This is a genomic window from Intrasporangium sp. (genome assembly GCF_032907665.1).
In the GTDB taxonomy this organism is placed as follows: Bacteria; Actinomycetota; Actinomycetes; order Actinomycetales; family Dermatophilaceae; genus Intrasporangium.
In genome coordinates this window covers 1-17993 of record NZ_JAJJPG010000002.1, presented here as the reverse complement: position 1 = coordinate 17993, position 17993 = coordinate 1, and the positions used below count along the sequence as shown (strand labels likewise).

17 protein-coding genes are annotated in these 17993 nt (G+C 68.8%); 4 read left to right on the top strand and 13 right to left on the bottom strand.

Translation table 11 applies throughout. The features are described from left to right. Positions 1–37: 37 nt before the first annotated feature. The 7 genes from LOY02_RS00490 to LOY02_RS00460 all read right to left on the bottom strand — a co-directional run bounded on the left by LOY02_RS00490 (position 38) and on the right by LOY02_RS00460 (position 8162). On the bottom strand, positions 38–556 hold the full coding sequence (locus LOY02_RS00490; RefSeq protein ID WP_317180348.1) for a DUF4395 domain-containing protein: 519 nt from the start codon (positions 554–556) through the stop codon (positions 38–40). A gap of 68 nt (positions 557–624) precedes the next feature. Next, positions 625–2160, bottom strand: coding sequence for an MFS transporter (locus tag LOY02_RS00485; RefSeq protein WP_317180347.1), 1536 nt, complete (start codon positions 2158–2160; stop codon positions 625–627). Between the two features lie 115 nt (positions 2161–2275). Beyond that, positions 2276–3286 (bottom strand): dipeptide ABC transporter ATP-binding protein, encoded by a 1011-nt coding sequence (locus LOY02_RS00480; protein ID WP_317180400.1) that lies wholly within the window; start codon positions 3284–3286, stop codon positions 2276–2278. A 110-nt stretch (positions 3287–3396) separates the two neighbouring features. Continuing rightward, the gene (locus tag LOY02_RS00475) at positions 3397–4443 is read right to left on the bottom strand and encodes an ABC transporter ATP-binding protein (protein ID WP_317180346.1); all 1047 of its coding nucleotides are present in this window, start codon (positions 4441–4443) and stop codon (positions 3397–3399) included. A 4-nt stretch (positions 4444–4447) separates the two neighbouring features. Beyond that, positions 4448–5377, bottom strand: coding sequence for an ABC transporter permease (locus LOY02_RS00470; protein ID WP_317180345.1), 930 nt, complete (start codon positions 5375–5377; stop codon positions 4448–4450). A gap of 14 nt (positions 5378–5391) precedes the next feature. Beyond that, complete coding sequence (locus LOY02_RS00465; RefSeq protein ID WP_317180344.1) at positions 5392–6378, bottom strand: ABC transporter permease; 987 nt, start codon at positions 6376–6378, stop codon at positions 5392–5394. A gap of 122 nt (positions 6379–6500) precedes the next feature. After that, positions 6501–8162 (bottom strand): ABC transporter substrate-binding protein, encoded by a 1662-nt coding sequence (locus LOY02_RS00460; RefSeq protein WP_317180343.1) that lies wholly within the window; start codon positions 8160–8162, stop codon positions 6501–6503. 191 nt (positions 8163–8353) lie between these two features. Between LOY02_RS00460 and LOY02_RS00455 the strand changes: the two genes are divergently transcribed. Next, the gene (locus LOY02_RS00455) at positions 8354–9151 is read left to right on the top strand and encodes a deoxyribonuclease IV (RefSeq protein ID WP_317180342.1); all 798 of its coding nucleotides are present in this window, start codon (positions 8354–8356) and stop codon (positions 9149–9151) included. An 87-nt stretch (positions 9152–9238) separates the two neighbouring features. Here LOY02_RS00455 and LOY02_RS00450 read toward each other — a convergent pair whose 3' ends face one another. Further along, a complete protein-coding gene (locus tag LOY02_RS00450) occupies positions 9239–10048 on the bottom strand; it encodes a TetR/AcrR family transcriptional regulator (RefSeq protein WP_317180341.1) in 810 nt (269 codons plus the stop codon). Between the two features lie 78 nt (positions 10049–10126). Here LOY02_RS00450 and LOY02_RS00445 point away from each other — a divergent pair, with 78 nt between their 5' ends. Further along, positions 10127–11137: an ATP-binding cassette domain-containing protein gene (locus tag LOY02_RS00445; protein WP_317180340.1), complete on the top strand. Its 1011-nt coding sequence runs from the start codon at positions 10127–10129 to the stop codon at positions 11135–11137. Then, positions 11134–11961, top strand: a complete 828-nt coding sequence (locus LOY02_RS00440) for an ABC transporter permease (RefSeq protein WP_317180339.1) — start codon at positions 11134–11136, stop codon at positions 11959–11961. The genes LOY02_RS00445 and LOY02_RS00440 overlap by 4 nt, the downstream gene beginning before the upstream one ends. A gap of 115 nt (positions 11962–12076) precedes the next feature. On the opposite strand, the gene LOY02_RS00435 is transcribed toward LOY02_RS00440, so the two are convergent. From LOY02_RS00435 to LOY02_RS00415, 5 genes are all read right to left on the bottom strand, one after another. Further along, positions 12077–12937 (bottom strand): ABC transporter permease, encoded by an 861-nt coding sequence (locus LOY02_RS00435; protein ID WP_317180338.1) that lies wholly within the window; start codon positions 12935–12937, stop codon positions 12077–12079. Then, positions 12930–13973, bottom strand: coding sequence for an ATP-binding cassette domain-containing protein (locus LOY02_RS00430; RefSeq protein ID WP_317180337.1), 1044 nt, complete (start codon positions 13971–13973; stop codon positions 12930–12932). Before LOY02_RS00430 ends, LOY02_RS00435 begins: the two co-directional genes overlap by 8 nt. Positions 13974–14187: 214 nt before the next feature. Next, positions 14188–14595, bottom strand: coding sequence for a helix-turn-helix transcriptional regulator (locus LOY02_RS00425; protein WP_317180336.1), 408 nt, complete (start codon positions 14593–14595; stop codon positions 14188–14190). Between the two features lie 67 nt (positions 14596–14662). Then, a complete protein-coding gene (locus LOY02_RS00420) occupies positions 14663–15277 on the bottom strand; it encodes an ATP-dependent Clp protease proteolytic subunit (protein WP_317180335.1) in 615 nt (204 codons plus the stop codon). Beyond that, positions 15274–15885: an ATP-dependent Clp protease proteolytic subunit gene (locus tag LOY02_RS00415; RefSeq protein ID WP_317180334.1), complete on the bottom strand. Its 612-nt coding sequence runs from the start codon at positions 15883–15885 to the stop codon at positions 15274–15276. The genes LOY02_RS00420 and LOY02_RS00415 overlap by 4 nt, the downstream gene beginning before the upstream one ends. Before the next feature lie 251 nt (positions 15886–16136). On the opposite strand from LOY02_RS00415, the gene LOY02_RS00410 reads away from it, so the two are divergent. Further along, a complete protein-coding gene (locus tag LOY02_RS00410; protein ID WP_317180333.1) occupies positions 16137–17783 on the top strand; it encodes an FAD-binding dehydrogenase in 1647 nt (548 codons plus the stop codon). Positions 17784–17993: the final 210 nt, after the last annotated feature.

Genomic DNA, 17993 nt, shown 5'->3' with positions numbered 1-17993 from the left:
ACACCGCCCATCAGTGGCCCGCCGGGGTGGGCGCTCGTCAGGACGATGCGGTGCGCAGCGCGGCTCGGCGCGTGATGTCGGCGCAGTCGAGGCAGATCTCCTCGGGCACCACACCGATTCTCATGAGCTGGCCGAAGAGGACGCACCCGACGCAGATCCCGAGGAGGGACTCGAGCGCGGGGAAGACGACCATGACGACCGTGCTGCCGACGAGCACTGCGAAGGCTGCGCCGGATCCCGAGGCGAGCTGCACGAGCCACGCAGCGGTTGCGGTGACGGTCAGCACCGCACCGATCGCCGCGGCGAACCGTTTGGGGGTGCCGGCCGTGGGTCGCGGTGTCGCCGTGACGTGGGGCCGGACCCAGTGCTGGACGAGCCGGGCGACCGGGCTCGCGTGCGGACCGAGGGCGGCACGCAGGCTGAAGTCGACCGCGAGGACGGCGAGCAACCACCACTGCTGGGTGCCCAGGGCTGTAGCGGAGAGGAGGAGGACCACGCCGGCGATGAGCCGGACGGTCACGTCGTCGACGATGCTGGGGAAGCGCGAGAGACTCATGGCACATTATGTGTTACATAAGGCACGATTATGCGAGTGCATTTCGGCAGGTGGACGCCGCCGTGCGCTCAGTGGGCCCCGCGAAGCACCCGGAGCGCCACCGCTGCGACGAGGAGGAAGAGCCCGGCGCCCACCCCCGCAACGACGTTGAGGCCCGTGGTGAAGGCGTCCTGTGCGGCAGAGAGCAGCTCCCGACCAGCGGTACCGGGGAGGGCCGCAGCGGCCTGGACCGCGCCTGCGAGGGAGTCGAGCGCGACGGTCGCGGCGCCGGGAGCGTGCTCAGCGGCATACGGGCTGAGCTCGTCCCGGTAGACGAAGGTGGCGAGCGAGCCGAGGCCCGCGATCCCCACCGCGATCCCGAACTCGCCTGAGGTCTCCGACATCGACGCGACCGAGCCGGCACGCTCCGGCGGTGCGGACTGCAGCATCACCGACATCGTGAGCGTCGAGGGGACCATGATGCCGAACGAGGTCAGGCACATGCCGAAGACGAGCAACCCGAGGCCGGCGGACGGTCCGACCTGGGTGTAGAGGGCCAGTCCCGCCGCGCACACGACGAGACCGCCGGCCATGGTGCGGCCCGTGCCGAGCCGGCGCGCGATCAACGCGGACGATGACGAACCAGCGAGCAGGGCCAGGTTGGCCGGGAGCATCCAGAGGCCCGCGCCCAGCGGGTCGAGCCCCGCGACGAGCTGGAGCCACTGCGTGCTGAGGAACGAGACCCCCGCCATGACGACGCCGCCGATGAGCATCACTGTCAGCGCTGTCGAGAAGGCCCTGCTCCGGAACAGCGCGAGGTCGACGAGAGGGTTGTCGATGCTCCTCTGACGGCGGACGAAGAAGACCGCCATTCCGAGCCCGATGGTGATCCACACGCTCGCGGCGGTCGTGCTTCCGCCCCGGGCGATCTCCTTGAAGCCGTTGATGACCGGAAGGGTCATCGCCAGCGACAGCACGGCGCTCACGAGGTCGATCCGCACACCGGTCTGGCGGTCGGACTCGGGCAGCACCCGGTGCCCGACGAGAACGAGCAGGACCATGAAGGGCACGCCGAGCAGGAAGGCCGAGCCCCACCAGAAGTGCTGGAGCAGAAGACCGCCCACGAGCGGGCCGACCGCCATGCCGCCCATGAAGCAGCTGAACCAGACGCCGATCGCGGTCGTCATCGACTTCTCGTCGGTGAAAATCGTGCGGATCAGGCCCATCGTCGACGGCATCAGGGTCGCGCCCGCGATCCCGAGCACCGCCCGCCACATGACGAGCTGACCCGGCGACGAGGCGTAGGCCGCACAGGCGCTCGCGACACCGAAGGCGACCGCTCCGATGAGCAGGAGACGCTTCCGTCCGACTCGGTCCCCGACGGCGCCCATCGTCACGAGGAAGCCCGCCAGAACGAAGGAGTAGATGTCGAGCATCCACAGCTGCTGAGTGGTGCTCGCACCAAGATCAGCCGACAGGGCGGGAAGGGCCAGATAGAGAACGCTGACGTCGAGGCTCAGCAGCAGCGCGGTCAGGGCCAGGACGCCCAGGGCGATCCATTGGCGAGCTGAAGGTCGCCGGGTGCCGTCGGGCTGGACGGACGCGGTCTCGGTGGTCGTGCTCATGGAACTTCCTCCGACTCAGGTGGGGCGTTTCACTGCCTTTCACCTCTGAGTCGACTGGGAAGCTCACATCTCGACACGACCACCGAGACGATTCCTGCGAATCTCCGGTCAGGGGTCAGAGCGTCGCGCCGACGACGTCCTTCGCCTCGGCGAAGTGGCACGCGCTCGGGTGGTCCGAGCCCGGCCGGGTGATGAGTGCCGGCTCCTCCTGGGCACAGATCTCCTGGGCCTTCCAGCAGCGGGTGCGGAACCGACAGCCGGAGGGCGGGTTGGCCGGGGAGGGCACGTCGCCCTCCAGGATGATGTGGGTCCGGCGATCGCGCAGGGTCGGGTCCGGCACCGGGACGGCCGAGAGCAGCGCCTGGCTGTAGGGGTGCGTCGTCTGCTCGTAGATCTCGTCCTCGTTGCCCGTCTCGACGATCTTGCCGAGATACATCACCGCCACTCGGTCCGCGATGTGACGCACGACCGACAGGTCGTGGGCGATGAAGACGTAGGCGAGGCCGAACTCGTCCTGGAGGCGCTCGAGGAGGTTGACGACCTGCGCCTGGATCGACACGTCGAGCGCACTGACCGGCTCGTCGCAGATGATGATCTCGGGGTTGAGCGCGAGCGCCCTGGCGATGCCGATGCGCTGGCGCTGTCCACCCGAGAACTGGTGCGGGTAGCGGTTGATGTGGTCGGCGTTGAGCCCCACGAGGTCGATCAGCTCGCGCACTCGGGCCGTGCGACCCTTCTTCGGCACGACATCGGGATGGATGTCGAAGGGTTCCCCGATGATGTCGCCGACCGTCATCCGGGGGTTGAGCGAGGTGTAGGGGTCCTGCATCACCATCTGGATGTTGCGGCGGACCTTGCGCATGTCGCGCGGCGACACCGTCGACAGGTCCCGTCCCTGGAGCAGGATCGTCCCCTCCGTCGGCTCCTCGAGGCCGACGAGCAGGCGGGCGAGCGTCGACTTGCCACAGCCGGACTCGCCGACGACGCCGAGCGTCTCGCCACGGCGCAGCTGCACGTCGACACCGTCGACCGCGCGGACCGCGCCCACCTGCTTCTTGAAGACGATGCCCTGGGTCAAGGGGTAGTGCTTGCGCAGGCCCTTGGTCTCGAGGACGACCTCGCCGATCCGGTTCACGCCGTCCCGCGTGCTGTCCGTGGTCCCCGGGGAACTCAGGGCGGTCGGGTCGTCTGGGTTGCTCGGGTTGCTGGGGTTGCTGGGGTTGCTGACGGTGTCGGTCATGAGTCGATGACCTCCCTCCAGTAGTGGCACGCGGCGACCCGGTCCACGTCGACGTCGTAGTGCGGTGGCTCCGGCGGGACCTTGCAGTTGTCCTGCGCGAACTTGCAGCGAGGATGGAAGGCGCAGCCGGGCGGGATGTTGGTGAGTACCGGCGGCAGGCCTTTGATGACGGCGAGCTGCTGCCCCTTCATGTCGACGCGCGGGATCGACTCCAGCAGCGCCTTCGTGTAGGGGTGGGCCGGCCGGGCGTAGATGTCGCGCACCGGAGCGTCCTCGACGACCCGTCCGGCATACATGACCGAGATCGAGTCGGCGACGTCAGCCACGACACCCATGTCGTGGGTGATGAGGATCAGGCTCATGTTGTGCTCGGCCTGGAGCTCGGACAACAGCCCCATCACCTGCGCCTGGACCGTCACGTCGAGGGCCGTGGTCGGCTCGTCCGCGATGAGGATCTCCGGCTCGAGGGCCAGGGCCATCGCGATCATGACGCGCTGCCTCATCCCGCCCGAGAACTGGTGCGGGAAGTCGTTGACCCGGTCCTTGGCCGCCGGGATCCGCACCATGTCGAGCAGCTCGACGGCCTTGGCCTTCGCGGCCTGACGGGACATCCCGCGGTGCTTCCGGTAGAGCTCCCCGAGCTGGAAGCCCACGGTGAAGACCGGGTTGAGGGCCGAGAGCGCGTCCTGGAAGATCATCGCGATGTGGTTGGCCCGCACCCGCCGACGGTCCTCGTCGGAGATCTTGAGCAGGTCGACGCCGCGATAGAGGATCTCGCCCTTGGTGATCTGCGCGGGGGGAGTGTCGAGGATGCCCATGATGGCCTGCGCCGTGACGCTCTTGCCAGATCCGGACTCGCCGAGGATCGCCCGCGTCTCACCTTGGTCGAGCACGAAGTTCATGCCGTTGACCGCGTGGGCCCGGCCGCTCGTGGTGGTGAACTCGACGTGGAGGTCCCGCACCTCGAGGGGCGGGGCGGTCAGGTCGAGCTGGCTGAGGAAGCGAGCCGACGAGTCCGGCTTGGCTGGGGCTTCGGTGGTCATCAGGTCACCGCATCTTCGGGTCGAGGGCATCGCGCAGCGCGTCACCCATGAGGATGAAGCTCAGCACGGTGCCGATGAGCAGAACCATCGGGAAGATCAACAGCCACGGTGACTCCAGGAAGTAGACCTGGTGGGCCGTGATCATGATCCCCCACGACTCCTCCGGCGGCTGCAGGCCGACGCCGAGGAAGGTCAACGTTGCCTCGGCCGCGACGAAGCTGCCGAGGGCGATCGTCGCGAGCACCGTCACGGGCGCGACGGCGTTCGGCAGGATGTGCCGCAGCATGATGCGCCCGTTCCCCGCCCCGAGCGACCTCGCCGCAAGGACGTAGTCGAGGTTCTTCGCCGACAGCACGGCACCTCGCATGACGCGGGCGATCGTCGTCCAGCCGAGGATGACCAGCACCATCGTGATCGTCAGGATGTTCTGCACCTTGACGACGGTGAGGAAGACGAGCGCACCGAGCAGGAACGGCAGCGACAGGAAGATGTCGATGATCCGGGAGATGATGCTGTCGACCCAGCCACCGTAGAACCCGGCGAGCAGTCCGAGCGTGCCGCCGATGATGACGATCCCCACGGTGGCTCCGATGGCGATCGACAGCGACGGCTGCGCTCCGTAGATGGCGTGGGAGTAGTAGTCACAGCCGAGGATGTTGAACCCGAACGGGTGGCCCTCCTGCGGAGGCTGCCGGCTGCGGGTGATGGGACAGTTGCGGGGGTCCTCGTCGGTCCACAGCTGCGGGAAGATCGCCATCGATCCGACCACGAGGATGTAGAGCGCCGAGATCAAGAAGATGGGGTTGCGGATCAGCTGCTTGCGGGCGTCGCTCCACAGGCTGGCCGCTTCCTCGGATGTGCCTGGCCCCTCCGAGGTCGGGGGATGGGCAGTCGCCGTGTCATCGGCGGAAGCGGTGGGTACGAGATCACTCATTTGTCTGCTCCCGCTCACTCGTATCGGATGCGTGGGTCGAGGACCGCGTAGAGGATGTCGACCAGAAGGTTGGCGACCAGGAAGATCAGGGCAGCGAGGGTCACGATGCCGATGACCACACTGGCGTCTCCCGTTCGGGCACTCTGCGCGGCGACGCGCCCGATGCCGGGCACGTTGAAGATGGTCTCGGTGACGACGGCGCCACCCATGAGGACGCCCAGGTCGACGCCGAGGGAGGTGACGACCGGGATGAGTGAGTTGCGCAGGGTGTGCACCCCCACGATGCGCCGTTGCATCAGGCCCTTGGCCCGTGCCGTGCGAACATAGTCCGCGCGCACGTTCTCCATCATGCTCGTCCTCGTCAGGCGGGCGGTGACCGCGAGGCTGGTCGCACCGAGCACGAGTCCCGGAATGACGAGGCTGGCCCACGGGTAGTCCGGCTTGTAGCCGGCCGAGAAGATGCCTCTCGAGATGATCTCGGGGAAGCTCGGATCGGAGCGCAGGGTGTTGCCGAACTTCACTCCGACGAACTCCCGGATGACGATGCCGAGCACGAAGATCGGCACCGCGATGATGAGCGTCGTCGAGATCTTGACGAAGTAGTCGACGAAACCGCCGCTGCGAAGGCCGGCGAGGACACCGGCGACGACCCCGACGATCGCCTCGAAGAGGAAGCCGATCACTGCGAGGCGGACGGTGTAGGGCAGGGCGTTGGCAATGATGTCGGTGACCTCACGCTGCCCCACGAGGCTGATGCCGAAGTCCCACTGGGCGATGTTGCCGATGCGCTCGGCGAAGAGGCCGAAGCAGGGGTTTCCGGTCTGCGTGAGGCAGGGGTCGTTCATGTTGAGGCGCTCCGAGAGCGCCGCGAGCATGGCGGGTGTCGGCGTGCGGTCGCCGAACAGCGCACGCACCGGGTTGCCGGTCAGCTGGATGCCGAGTGACGTGATGTAGTGCAGCAGAAACATCGTGCCGAGCACGGTCGGGATGAACTGAAGCACCCGCCGGATGACGTATCTCCCCACGGTCGGGGTCTCCTATCGACGTGCCGGTGGCGGCGACGACCCTGCTCCGGGTCGCCGCCGCCACCAAGCCTGGAACTGGTGTCAGCTGGGTCGGGCCGTCACTGCTGCTTGAGCGTGATCTTCCCGTACTCAGCGTCGGAGATCTTGTTCCAGACGAACTGGTCGACGTTCTCGCTGTAGAGAGCCGCAACCTTGCTGAACCACATCGGAATGACCGGCATGTCCTCGCCGAGGAGGTCCTCGGCAGCCTGGTACTTGGCGATGGCGCCGGCCGTGTCGGCCGCCGAGTCACCCTCACTGATCAGCTTGTCGAACTCCGGGTTGGCGTACCCGGAGTTGTTGCTCGAGCCACCCGTGCCGTAGAGCGGCTTGAGGTAGGTCTCGATGACGGGGTAGTCCGGGCCCCAGCCGAGGCGGAACGGACCGGTGAACTTGTTGGCGTCGGCCGTGGCGAGGTACTCCGGGAACTGGAGGTTCACGCGGATCTCGTAGTCGATGCCGAGCGCGGCCTTGATCTGGTCACCGACGGCCTGGAGCCACTGCTCGTGACCCGCACCGGCGTTGGCCCAGAGCGTCAGCTTGCCGTCGTAGCCACCGGCCTCGTCGAGCAGCTGCTTGGCCTTCTCGACGTCCTGCTTGCAGTACTTGCAGACGTCGGGACGGAAGCCCTCGAAGGTCGGGGCCACGAAACCCGTGGCGGCCGTGAAGCGGCCGTCGAAGACCGCGTCGATGATCGGCTGCCGGTCCAGCGCGAGCGACAGGGCCTGGCGGATGCGCTTGTCCTTGAACTCGTCGCGGTAGAGCGGCAGGCCGACGTAGGTGAACGAGTCACCCGGTGCCTCGTACAGCAGGTCGCCGTACTGGGCCTTGGCCTCCTTGTAGCGAGCCGGCGGGATGGTGTACATCACGTCGATCTCGCCCGCCTGGTAGGCGGCGTAGCCGGCGTCGACGTCGGCGTAGATCTTGTAGGACAGGCTGTCGGCCATCGCGTCGTTCTTGTCGCCGGCCCACGTGTCGCTACGGACCAGCTTGATGCCGACGTTGTGCTCCCACGTGCCCTCCATCTTGTAGGGCCCGTTGCCGATTGGCTTCTCGTTGCACGCCTTCGTGTCCTGGATGCACGCGTCCGCCATCGGGAAGAAGCCCGAGTAGCCGAGCGTCACCGGGAAGGCGGCGAACGGCTCCTTGAGCTCGACGGTGAACTCGTTGTCGCTGACCTTCTTGAGGCCGGAGAGCTCCTGGGCGGCCGGCTCGGGGGCCTCCTTGGGCCCATCGCCGTCCGGGTCCTCGGACGTCATCTCGTCGATGCCCGCGATCCGCGACATGAAGTAGGCGTTGTTCTGGGCGTTCGGCGAGTACGCCGCGTAGTTCCACGCACGGATGAACGCGTCGGCGTTGACCGGCTCGCCGTTCTCGAACGTGTAGCCAGGCTTGATCTTGATGGTCCAGTTCTTCTGGTCGCTCGACTCGATCGACTCGGCGAGGTCCATCTCCTCCTTGCCGGACTCCGCGTTGTACTTGACCAGACCGCGGTAGAGCTGGCGGATGACGAGAATCGAGGGCTCGTCGTCTCCAGCGGTCGGGAGCAGGAACGCCGGCTCAGAGGCATAGATCCGAAGATCACCGCCCTGCTGACCCGTCGCTTCTCCACCACCACCCGTCGCGCCAGGACTCGGTGTCTCGCTGCTGCTGCACGCTGCCACCACCATCATCGTCATTGCGGTTGCGACCGCGATATTCACGGACCTGCGAACCTTCATCGGCTCCTCCTTGTGAAACCCCGGGGATATCTGGGGGTTGGGGACACACTTTCACCGGGAGCGGCAGGTGACGCAACTCAGGGCACTCATGTTATGGAAGCGTTGTCAACCATTTTGACAGGAGGTGAGACGTCGCGGGCCGCGGAGCCCTGTCCCCGGAGCCCGTCGCCGGTCGCCCGTAGGCTGGTCGCATGCCTCTTCACATCGGTGCCCACGTCGACCAGGAGGACCCCATCGCGGAGGCGCGGGCGCGCGGCGCGTCCATCTCGCAGATCTTCCTCGGTGACCCCCAGAGCTACAAGGGCCCGGTCGTGCGCTACCCCGGGGGCGCGAGCGCCCTGAAGGCGGAGGCGGCCGCGGCCGGAGTCGACCTCTACGTCCACGCTCCCTACCCGATCAACGTCGCGAGCCTCAACAACCGGATCCGGATCCCCGGCCGCAAGCTGCTCCAGCAGCACCTCCTCGCGGCGGCTGAGATCGGCGCCAAGGGCGTCATCGTCCACGGAGGCCACCTCGGCGTCGAGGAGGACGCTGCCGTGGGGTTCGACAACTGGCGCAAGTGCATCGACGGTCTCGACATGCCGGTCCCCCTCCTCATCGAGAACACCGCGGGCGGGGACAACGCCATGGCCCGCCGACTGGAGGCGATCGCGCGCCTGTGGGACGCGATCGGCGCGGCGAGCGGTGGCGACGCGGTGGGCTTCTGCCTCGACACCTGCCACGCCCACGCGGGAGGCAACGACCTCGGCAGCGTCGTCGACCAGGTCCGCGCCATCACCGGTCGGATCGACCTCGTGCACGCCAACGACTCACGTGACGCCTTCGACTCCGGCGCCGACCGGCACACCAACCTCGGATCCGGGCACATCGACGGCGACGCGCTCGCCGAGGTCATCCGTGCGGCGGGAGCACCGGTGGTCTGCGAGACACCGGGCGGGACGGCCGGGCAGGCCGCCGACATCGAGTGGCTCCGCTCGCGCGTCGGGTGAACACCTGAGGGGACGACACGCCACTTTCCCGTATGCCGCTGGGCTCGGTCTCGCTTGCCCGGGTCCTTCCAGGGTCCGTGCCTCGCGTCAGCCCTCGCGGGTGGAGTGTGCGTCGATGAACCGCTCGAGCCCGTCGAGCATCCGCTCCAGGCCGAACTCGAACACGGTGTCGTACTCTGCCTCGAGGTAGGACCCCTCGAGGTCGACCTGGTCGAAGGCTCCCTCTGCCGCCATCCGGGTGAGCACGGGGAAACGCTCGGCGTAGTCGGGCGCAACCTCCTCGAGCATCCGCGAGCGGGCCAGCCACCACTCCGTCTCGCCGACCCCGGTGACCACCTCGGCCTGCCGGGTCTCCGCCATCGGTCGGGCGTTGCCGTGCACGAAGCTGCCGACAGACCAGATGCAGGACATGAGGGCTGCGCCCGGGAGCCCGAGTCCGGCGAGGATCCTCGCGGACGTCTCCTGGTTGCGGGTCTCGTTGGGACCCATGCCGACTCGTGCTCCGGAGACGTCGAGGATCCACGGGTGCCGGAGCAGGAATGCGCGCAGGTCGTGGGCCCAGCGGCGCAGGGCCGGGCGCCACCCCTCGCCGGTGTCGTAGTCGTCCGGCAGCTCGCCGAGCGCGGTGTCCCACATGAGGTCGATGAGCTCGGCCTTGCTGGGCACGTACGTGTAGAGCGCCATGGGCGTCTTGCCGAGCCGCTGGCCCACCGCGCGCATCGACACGGCGTCGATGCCGCCCTCGTCGGCGAGCGCGATCGCCGCAGCGACGATGCTCCCTGCGGTCAGGCCGGCCTTGGGACCGCGTCTGACCTGCGGGTTCTCCGGCTCCACCGAGCCGGTCCACAACAGGCGCATGGACTTCTCGGGGTCTCCCTGGCCCACGTAGATGACCACGGCTTGCCAACTCCTTACGGCGTACTTTAATCTGTCCCAGCAATGCTTTACACCGTAAAGTTACCAGAGGGGACTGACATGGCACTCGGTGGGCCAGGACCTGATGACGCGATTCTCGCGCGAGGACTCGTCAAGACGTACGGCCGGGAGCGCGCTCTGGACGGCTTCGACCTGCGCGTGCCCCGCGGGGTCGTGTGGGGACTGCTCGGACCCAACGGAGCCGGCAAGACCACCGCCGTCCGCACACTGGCGACCTTGCTTGCCCTGCAGGAGGGTGAGGCGAGGGTCGCCGGTGTCGACGTGCGAGCCGATCCGCAGGGCGTGCGGCGGCGCATCGGACTGTCCGGACAGACCGCTGCCGTCGACGAGATCCTCGGCGGCCGACAGAACCTCGTCCTCTTCGGGAGGCTCGGGCGACTGGGCAGGCGCGACGCAGCGGCCAGAGCCGACGAGCTGCTCGAGCGCTTCGGGCTCGTCGAGGCGGCCGGCAAGCCGGTGAAGAAGTACTCCGGGGGGATGCGCCGCCGCCTCGACCTGGCGGTCACCCTGCTCTTCCGCCCGGAGGTGCTCTTCCTCGACGAGCCGACGACCGGCCTCGACCCGCGCAACCGGGGCGAGGTGTGGGCCGCGATTCGACAGCTCGTCGCCGACGGCACGACCGTCCTGCTGACGACGCAGTACCTCGACGAGGCCGACCAGCTCGCGGCCGGTATCTCGGTGATGGACCATGGCCGCGTCATTGCGGAGGGTCGGCCGGACGAGCTGAAACGGCGCGTCGGCGGCGACCGGCTCGAGGTCACCGTCGTCGACCCCGCAGACCTCGACCGCGCTCGGGCTGCCATCGCACGATGGGCCGACGAGGCGCCCCAGGTCGACGTGGACCTGAAGCAGGTCAGCGCCCCGGTGTCCGACCGGGTGGGCGCGGTCTCGGCGGTGCTCGCCGAGCTCGGGGACAGCGGCATACGGATCGATGACCTGGCCCTGCGCCGACCCACGCTGGACGACGTGTTCCTCACCCTCACCGGGCACTCGGCTGACACCGCGGCCGCCGAGAGCGACCCGACCGACGCTCGGGAGGTGGTCGCATGACCGCGATCACCCCGGTGACGACGCGCGCCCGTTGGGCACTGCGCGACGGGTGGCTCATCGCCGGACGGGACGTCGCCCAATGGGTCCGGGAGCCCCAGCTGATCGTGTGGGGCCTCGTCTTTCCCATCATCTTCGTGCTCATCTTCGCCTACGTCCTGGGCGGCTCGATGCAGGTGGCGGGCGGCGGCAGCTACCAGGAGTTCCTCATGCCGGGGATGTTCGTCCAGGCGATGGCGTTCGGACTCGGCGAGACCGTCGCGGCTGTGCAGGCCGACAACAGCAAGGGCGTCATGGACCGCTTCCGGTCGATGCCGATCGCACCGTCAGCGGTCGTCCTCGGTCGGGTGATCGCGAGCATGCTGTTCAGCGCGATCAGCCTGCTCATCATGATCGGCTGTGGGCTGCTCGTCGGCTGGCGGTGGCACAGTGGACTGGCCGGCTTCGCCGCCGGCTTCGGCCTGCTCCTGCTCCTGCGCCTCGCCATGATGTGGCTCGGCCTCGTTCTCGGGCTCAAGGCGTCGAGCCCCGAGATGGCCAACGGACTCTTCGGGCTGCTCTACCCGCTGACGATGCTGTCCAACGCCTTCGCGTCGCCCCAGCTGATGCCGTCCTGGCTCGGCACGATCGCCCAGTGGAACCCGCTCTCGTGGACCGCGACGGCGTTGCGTGAGACGTATGGCAACCCCGGAGCGGCGACCACCGGCGGCGTCGAGGCCACCTGGTTGTCGGACCACGCCGGACTGTTGGCGGTGCTGTGGCCGGTGGTCGTCACGGTCCTGACGCTTCCGCTCGCGGTCCGCGCGTTCCAGAAGCTCAGCCGCTAGCCGACCCCGGCCGCCAACACGCCCGGCAGTCACGAACTCACCCTGCAATTTCCGGGGTGAGCGTGCGACTGCCGGGCGTGTTGCCGGTGGCGGCGGAGCGTCGTCGGGCGGCGCGTCAGTCGGTCGTGCGCTTGTTGAACGCCCGGATCGACAGCGGGGCGAGGACGAGCGTCAGCGCGATGGCCCAGATCACCGTCGAGAGCACCGGGTGGTGCAGCGGGAGGGCAGCATCGGCGGCCGGTGGTGGCGCGTTGCCCCAGAGCTCCCGCATGGCCTGGACGAGCGAGGAGATCGGGTTCCACTCGGCGATCGTGCGCAGGAAGGGAACCATGCGCTCGGGCGGGGCGAACGTGTTTGCGAGGAAGGTGAGCGGGAAGATCGCCGTGAACATCACTCCCTGCACCGCCTCCGCCGTCCGGAGGGCCGAGCCGGCGAGGATGCCGATCCAGATCATCGCGAAGCCGAAGAGAAGCAGCAGCGCGAAGCCCAGCACGGCGTCGAGGAAGCCGGACCGGATGCGCCAGCCGATGACGAGCCCGGTGACCGCCATGACGACTGTGCCGATGCTGGAGTGGATCAGGCTGGAGATGCTCCGTCCGATGAGCACGGAGGCCCTCGAGATCGGCAGGGACCGGAAACGGTCCATGATCCCCTTGTTGAGGTCGTTGGTCAGGCCGATGGCGACGATGAAGCAGGAGAACGCCATGGTCTGCGCCATGATGCCCGGCAGCATCCACTCCCGGTAGCCGGACTCGCTCGCAGTGGCGATGGAGCCACCGAAGACGTAGGCGAACAGCACGACGAACATGATCGGCTGGAACGTCACGTCGGCGAGCATCTCCGGCATCCGCCGGATGTGCTTGATGTTGCGCCAGACATGCGTGGTGACCTGCTTGCCGAGGCCCGGCGGCTCGATCGTGGGCCGCGCGGCCTCGTGGTCGATCGCAGCCTCGACGCGCACTGTGGTGTCACTCATCGGAGGCTCCCCCTTCCCGGGTGGTGTCATTGGTGGAGCCTTCGGGCTTCGGTCCCGCTGTCTCGGCCCGGTGACCGGTGAGGTGCAGGAAGACGTCGTCGAGGCTGGGCCGCTTGAGGCCCAGGTCGTCGAGGTCGATCTCGGAGCCGTCGAAGACGCTCGCGATGCGGGTCATGTCGGCGAGCCCCTCGGCAGGAGCGGTGAGCTGCCTGGCGCCGACGTCGACGTGCACCTCCCTCACGTGGGAGGCGAGCAGTCCACGGGCCGTCTCGAGCTGCTCCGCCCGTGACACGGTGACGACGAGCGAGGCCTTGCCGGACTGGTCCTTGAGCTCGAGCGCCGTGCCCTCGGCGATGATCCGGCCGTGGTCGATGACCACGATCCGGTCGGCGAGCTGGTCGGCCTCCTCGAGGTACTGCGTGGTGAGGAGCAGGGTGGTCCCGTCGGCCACGAGCTCGCGCAGCACGTCCCAGAGCTCGACGCGGCTGCGCGGGTCCAGGCCCGTCGTCGGCTCGTCGAGGAAGAGGACGTGGGGCGCGGCGATGAGCGAGACGGCGAGGTCGAGCCGGCGGCGCATGCCGCCGGAGTACTCCTTGACGACCTTGTCGCCCGCGTCGGCCAGGGAGAATCGCTCGAGGAGCTCGCCCGACAGGTGCTTGATGTCTCGACTCGACAGGCCGTAGAGCGAGCCCATGAGGTGGATGTTCTCGCGGCCGGTGAGGAACTCGTCGACGCTCGCGGCCTGGCCGGTCAGGCCCATCGAGTGACGGACGGCATCGGGGTTGGCAATGACGTCGTGGCCCGCGACTCGGGCCGTCCCGCTCGTGGGCTTGCTCAGGGTGGTCATCATGCGGACGGTCGTCGTCTTGCCGGCGCCGTTGGGGCCGAGGAGCCCGAGGACGGAGCCCTGGGGCACGGAGAAGCTGACGTCGTCGACTGCGGTGACGTCGTCGAATCGTTTGACGAGGTGCTCGGCCTCGATCGCCGGACCGCTGAACCGCTCGCGGGTCGGTCGGGCACGGGTGGTGATGGTCATGTGGCTCTTCCCTGTGTGTGGAGGTGGGCAGCAGACGCTACGCGCACCCACTGACACAGCCTAGAACCGGTGTGAACGCCGTCAACATGATTAATCGGCGCGGCCGACCATCACACCCGCACCAGCGAGGCCCCACGCCGACGGCAGGCGGACCCAGGCGCCGCGGGCCGAGGCGCCGGGGGCCCAGGCGCCGGGCCCCGATGCTGGGCCCGGCTCAGGCCGCGAGGAGCAGGGCGCCGTCCCGAGCCGTCGGGCCGACCCTCGTGGAGGCAGTGTCGACCCGCCGCGTGTGCCTGATCCGGTGCGAGGCGAGGTCGAGCACCCGGGCCTCGGCAGCGGCCTGCTCGGCGAGCTCGCGCAGCTCCTCGTGTGCCGCGCCGACGAGCCCGACGAGGGTCGCGTCGAGGGCGCCACAGACGGCCGCGAGGATCTCCGAGGACGGCTCCTTGAGGCCGCGCTCGACCTCCGACAGGTAGGCCATCGAGATGCCCGCCTCCGCAGCGACCTCGGCGAGCGTGCGGCCCTGCCGCTGCCGCAGGCGCCTCAGCAACCTGCCGTAGACCTCTCGCAGCAGCGGCTGGATGGTCCGGACTCTCGGGGGGGCCTGCGTCGGTTGGCTCATCACGGTCTCCGTTCGTCGTCCGGTCCAGCGTCGCACGGCGACGGTGGGAACGTCGCGCCACTTTCGCCTACGGCGAAAACGCCAGCTGCGCCTCGGCCGCTCGCTCGATGACGTCGTCGACGATCCCGAAGTCGACGGCCTGCTCGGCGGTGAGGATCTTGTCCCGGTCCGTGTCCTCGCGCAGCTGCGCGATGCTGCGTCCCGTGTGGCGGCTCAGCACCTCCTCGACCTGGGAGCGCACACGCAGGAGCTCGTCCGCCTGGAGCGCGAGGTCGGAGACGGTCCCCTGGCCGCCCGCCGAGGGCTGGTGGAGGAGCACTCGCGAGTGCCGCAGGGCGAACCGCCGACCCTTCTCCCCCGCGGCGAGCAGGACGGCCGCCGCCGATGCCGCCTGCCCGAGGCAGTAGGTCGCGACCGGGGCGGGCACGAACTGCATGGTGTCGTAGATCGCCATCAGCGCCGTGAACGAACCGCCCGGGCTGTTGATGTAGAGGGACAGCTCCCGGTCCGGGGCGACGTCGGCGAGGTGGAGCAGCTGTGCCATGACCACGTTGGCCACGCCGTCGTCGATCTCCGTGCCGACGAAGATGATCCGCTCCTGGAGCAGCCGGCTGTAGATGTCGAAGCTGCGCTCCCCCGCGGGCGTGCGCTCGATGACGTAGGGGATGGTGTAGCTGCTCATCGGAGGCCCACCCTTCGGGTCGCGGGAGCCGGCTTGACGTCGTCGAGCGAGGCGACGACGTGGTCGACGATCCCGTAGGACTTCGCCTCGTCGGCGCTGAACCACCGGTCGCGCTCACTGTCCGCGGTGATCTGGGCGACCGCCTGCCCGGTGTGCTGCGACTGGAGCTCGTTGACGCGCCGCTTCATCTCCTTGAGGTTGTTGGCCTGCACCTCGACGTCGGCGGCGGTCCCCTGGATGCCGGCCGAGGGCTGGTGCATCATGATGCGGGCGTTCGGCAGGGCGAAGCGCTTGCCCGGCGTGCCGGCACCGAGCAGGAACTGCCCCATCGACGCCGCGAAACCCACGGCGAGCGTGGACACGTCGTTGGGGATCACGCGCATCGTGTCGTAGATCGCGAGCCCCGCGGTCACCGACCCACCCGGGCTGTTGATGTAGAGGCTGATGTCGGCACGGGGGTCCCGCGCGGACAGCAGGAGGAGCTGGGCGGTGATCCGGTTGGCGATCGGGTCGTCCACCTCAGCCCCGAGGACGATGATCCGCTCGGCGAGCAGCTGCATGGCGAGCTGGTCGTCGAGCATCACTGGAGCTCTGGTCTCTGTGGTCATGCATCCAGCGTCCGGCATGACGACCGGCAGCATGGTGCGTCTCTGCCCCCAGCGGATTCGCCGGAGGCGAAGGGGATTCAGCCTGTATGCCGCTGAGCCGGCTCTCGCTCGTCCGTCCCCTCCCGGCTTCCTGGGAGACCGGGCGCTGCCCGAGTCCTGCCGCACCCTCTCCCCATCGGGCCCGACCCGTCGGTAACGTGACCCGCACGCGGGACCGGGCCCAGCGGCATACGGCAAGGAGAGCTGACCTGATGGAGACCGACGTCGTCGTCGTGGGAGCCGGCCTCGCCGGCCTCGTCGCCACCGCCGAGCTCGCGGACGCGGGGAAGCGCGTGGTTCTCGTGGACCAGGAGGGCGAGCAGTCCCTTGGGGGACAGGCATTCTGGAGCTTCGGCGGTCTCTTCCTCGTCGACAGTCCGGAGCAGCGACGCATGGGCATCCGCGACAGTCTGGCGCTCGCGACGCAGGACTGGATGGGCAGCGCCGGCTTCGATCGCGAGGAGGACCTCTGGCCGCGGCGGTGGGCGGAGGCCTACCTTGACTTCGCTGCGGGCGAGAAGCGGTCGTGGCTGCGGCAGCAGGGGCATCGACTCTTCCCCGTCGTCGGGTGGGCCGAGCGTGGCGACGGCCGCGCGGACGGGCACGGCAACTCGGTGCCGCGCTTCCACATCACGTGGGGCACCGGCCCGGGCCTCGTCGAGCCGTTCGAGCGGAGGGTGCGCGAGGGGGTGGCGCGCGGGCGGGTGACCTTCGCCTTCCGGCACCGCGTGGACGAGCTCGTCGTGAGCGCAGGCGCGGTGACCGGTGTGCGCGGCCGGGTCCTCGCGCCGGACGACTCGCCGCGCGGCAAGGCGACCACCCGTGACGAGGTGGGCGACTTCGAGATGACGGCCCAGGCCGTCATCGTCACGAGTGGTGGCATCGGCGGCAACCATGACCTCGTCCGGCGCGCCTGGCCCCAGCGGCTCGGTGACCCACCGGCACGGATGGTCGCGGGAGTGCCGGCTCATGTCGACGGCCGGATGATCGGGATCACGCAGCAGGCCGGCGGGCGCGTCATCAACCCGGACCGGATGTGGCACTACACCGAGGGCCTGCGCAACTGGGACCCGATCTGGGACAACCACGGCATCCGTATCCTGCCGGGCCCGTCGTCGCTCTGGGTCGATGCGCGGGGGAACCGTCTGCCGGCGCCCTTCTTCCCGGGCTTCGACACCCTCGGGACGCTCCGTCACATCCTGTCGACGGGCTACGACTACTCGTGGTTCGTGCTGACCCAGAAGATCATCGAGAAGGAGTTCGCCCTCTCCGGATCGGAGCAGAACCCCGACCTGACCGGCAAGGACGTGCGGCAGGTGCTCGGCCGCGTGAAGAAGGGCGCCCCCGGGCCGGTCGAGGCCTTCAAGCGCCACGGCGAGGACTTCGTCGTGGCCGACCGCCTCGAAGAGCTGGTGAGCAAGATGAACAGCCTCGTCGGTGAGGAGCTCATCGACGAGGCGTCCCTCCGGCGCACGATCGGGGCCCGAGACAACGAGATGGTCAACTCGTTCACCAAGGACGCGCAGGTGACCGCGATCCGCGGGGCGCGAAACTACCGGGGGGACAAGCTCATCCGGGTGGCGACCCCGCATCGGCTGTTGGACCCCAAGGCCGGGCCGCTCATCGCCGTGCGCCTCAACATCCTCACGCGCAAGACCCTCGGCGGGCTGGAGACCGACCTGTCGGCCCGCGTCCTTCAGGACGGCGGCGCGCCGCTGCCCGGCGTCTATGCCGCGGGTGAGGTGGCCGGCTTCGGCGGGGGTGGCATGCACGGCTACAACTCCCTCGAGGGGACGTTCCTCGGCGGCTGTCTCTTCAGCGGGCGCGCGGCCGGGCGAGCCGCTGCCGCGGACCTCTAGCGAGCCGTATGCCGCTGGGCGCGCTCCCTGTGGTGCGTGGCGGTTCCCCTGGTGGAATTCCGAAAGTCCCTGTCCGACAGCGTGATTCGCTGTGGATATGTCTTGCCCCGACATTGAGGTTCAGCTAGGATCGAATACATGTTCGATGGTCGGGGGAGCGCCGAGGAGAGCGCTGCGGGGAGTGCTGAGCCGACCGCGGGGGTGGCGGTT

Coding starts and splice junctions, on each gene's coding strand:
- LOY02_RS00485 (WP_317180347.1), bottom strand. CDS start 2,160: ATGAGCACGACCACCGAGACCGCGTCCGTCCAGCCCGACGGCACCCGG.
- LOY02_RS00425 (WP_317180336.1), bottom strand. CDS start 14,595: ATGAGCCAACCGACGCAGGCCCCCCCGAGAGTCCGGACCATCCAGCCG.
- LOY02_RS00440 (WP_317180339.1), top strand. CDS start 11,134: ATGACCGCGATCACCCCGGTGACGACGCGCGCCCGTTGGGCACTGCGC.
- LOY02_RS00490 (WP_317180348.1), bottom strand. CDS start 556: ATGAGTCTCTCGCGCTTCCCCAGCATCGTCGACGACGTGACCGTCCGG.
- LOY02_RS00430 (WP_317180337.1), bottom strand. CDS start 13,973: ATGACCATCACCACCCGTGCCCGACCGACCCGCGAGCGGTTCAGCGGT.
- LOY02_RS00410 (WP_317180333.1), top strand. CDS start 16,137: ATGGAGACCGACGTCGTCGTCGTGGGAGCCGGCCTCGCCGGCCTCGTC.
- LOY02_RS00415 (WP_317180334.1), bottom strand. CDS start 15,885: ATGACCACAGAGACCAGAGCTCCAGTGATGCTCGACGACCAGCTCGCC.
- LOY02_RS00445 (WP_317180340.1), top strand. CDS start 10,127: ATGGCACTCGGTGGGCCAGGACCTGATGACGCGATTCTCGCGCGAGGA.
- LOY02_RS00420 (WP_317180335.1), bottom strand. CDS start 15,277: ATGAGCAGCTACACCATCCCCTACGTCATCGAGCGCACGCCCGCGGGG.
- LOY02_RS00470 (WP_317180345.1), bottom strand. CDS start 5,377: ATGAGTGATCTCGTACCCACCGCTTCCGCCGATGACACGGCGACTGCC.
- LOY02_RS00435 (WP_317180338.1), bottom strand. CDS start 12,937: ATGAGTGACACCACAGTGCGCGTCGAGGCTGCGATCGACCACGAGGCC.
- LOY02_RS00475 (WP_317180346.1), bottom strand. CDS start 4,443: ATGACCACCGAAGCCCCAGCCAAGCCGGACTCGTCGGCTCGCTTCCTC.
- LOY02_RS00460 (WP_317180343.1), bottom strand. CDS start 8,162: ATGAAGGTTCGCAGGTCCGTGAATATCGCGGTCGCAACCGCAATGACG.
- LOY02_RS00455 (WP_317180342.1), top strand. CDS start 8,354: ATGCCTCTTCACATCGGTGCCCACGTCGACCAGGAGGACCCCATCGCG.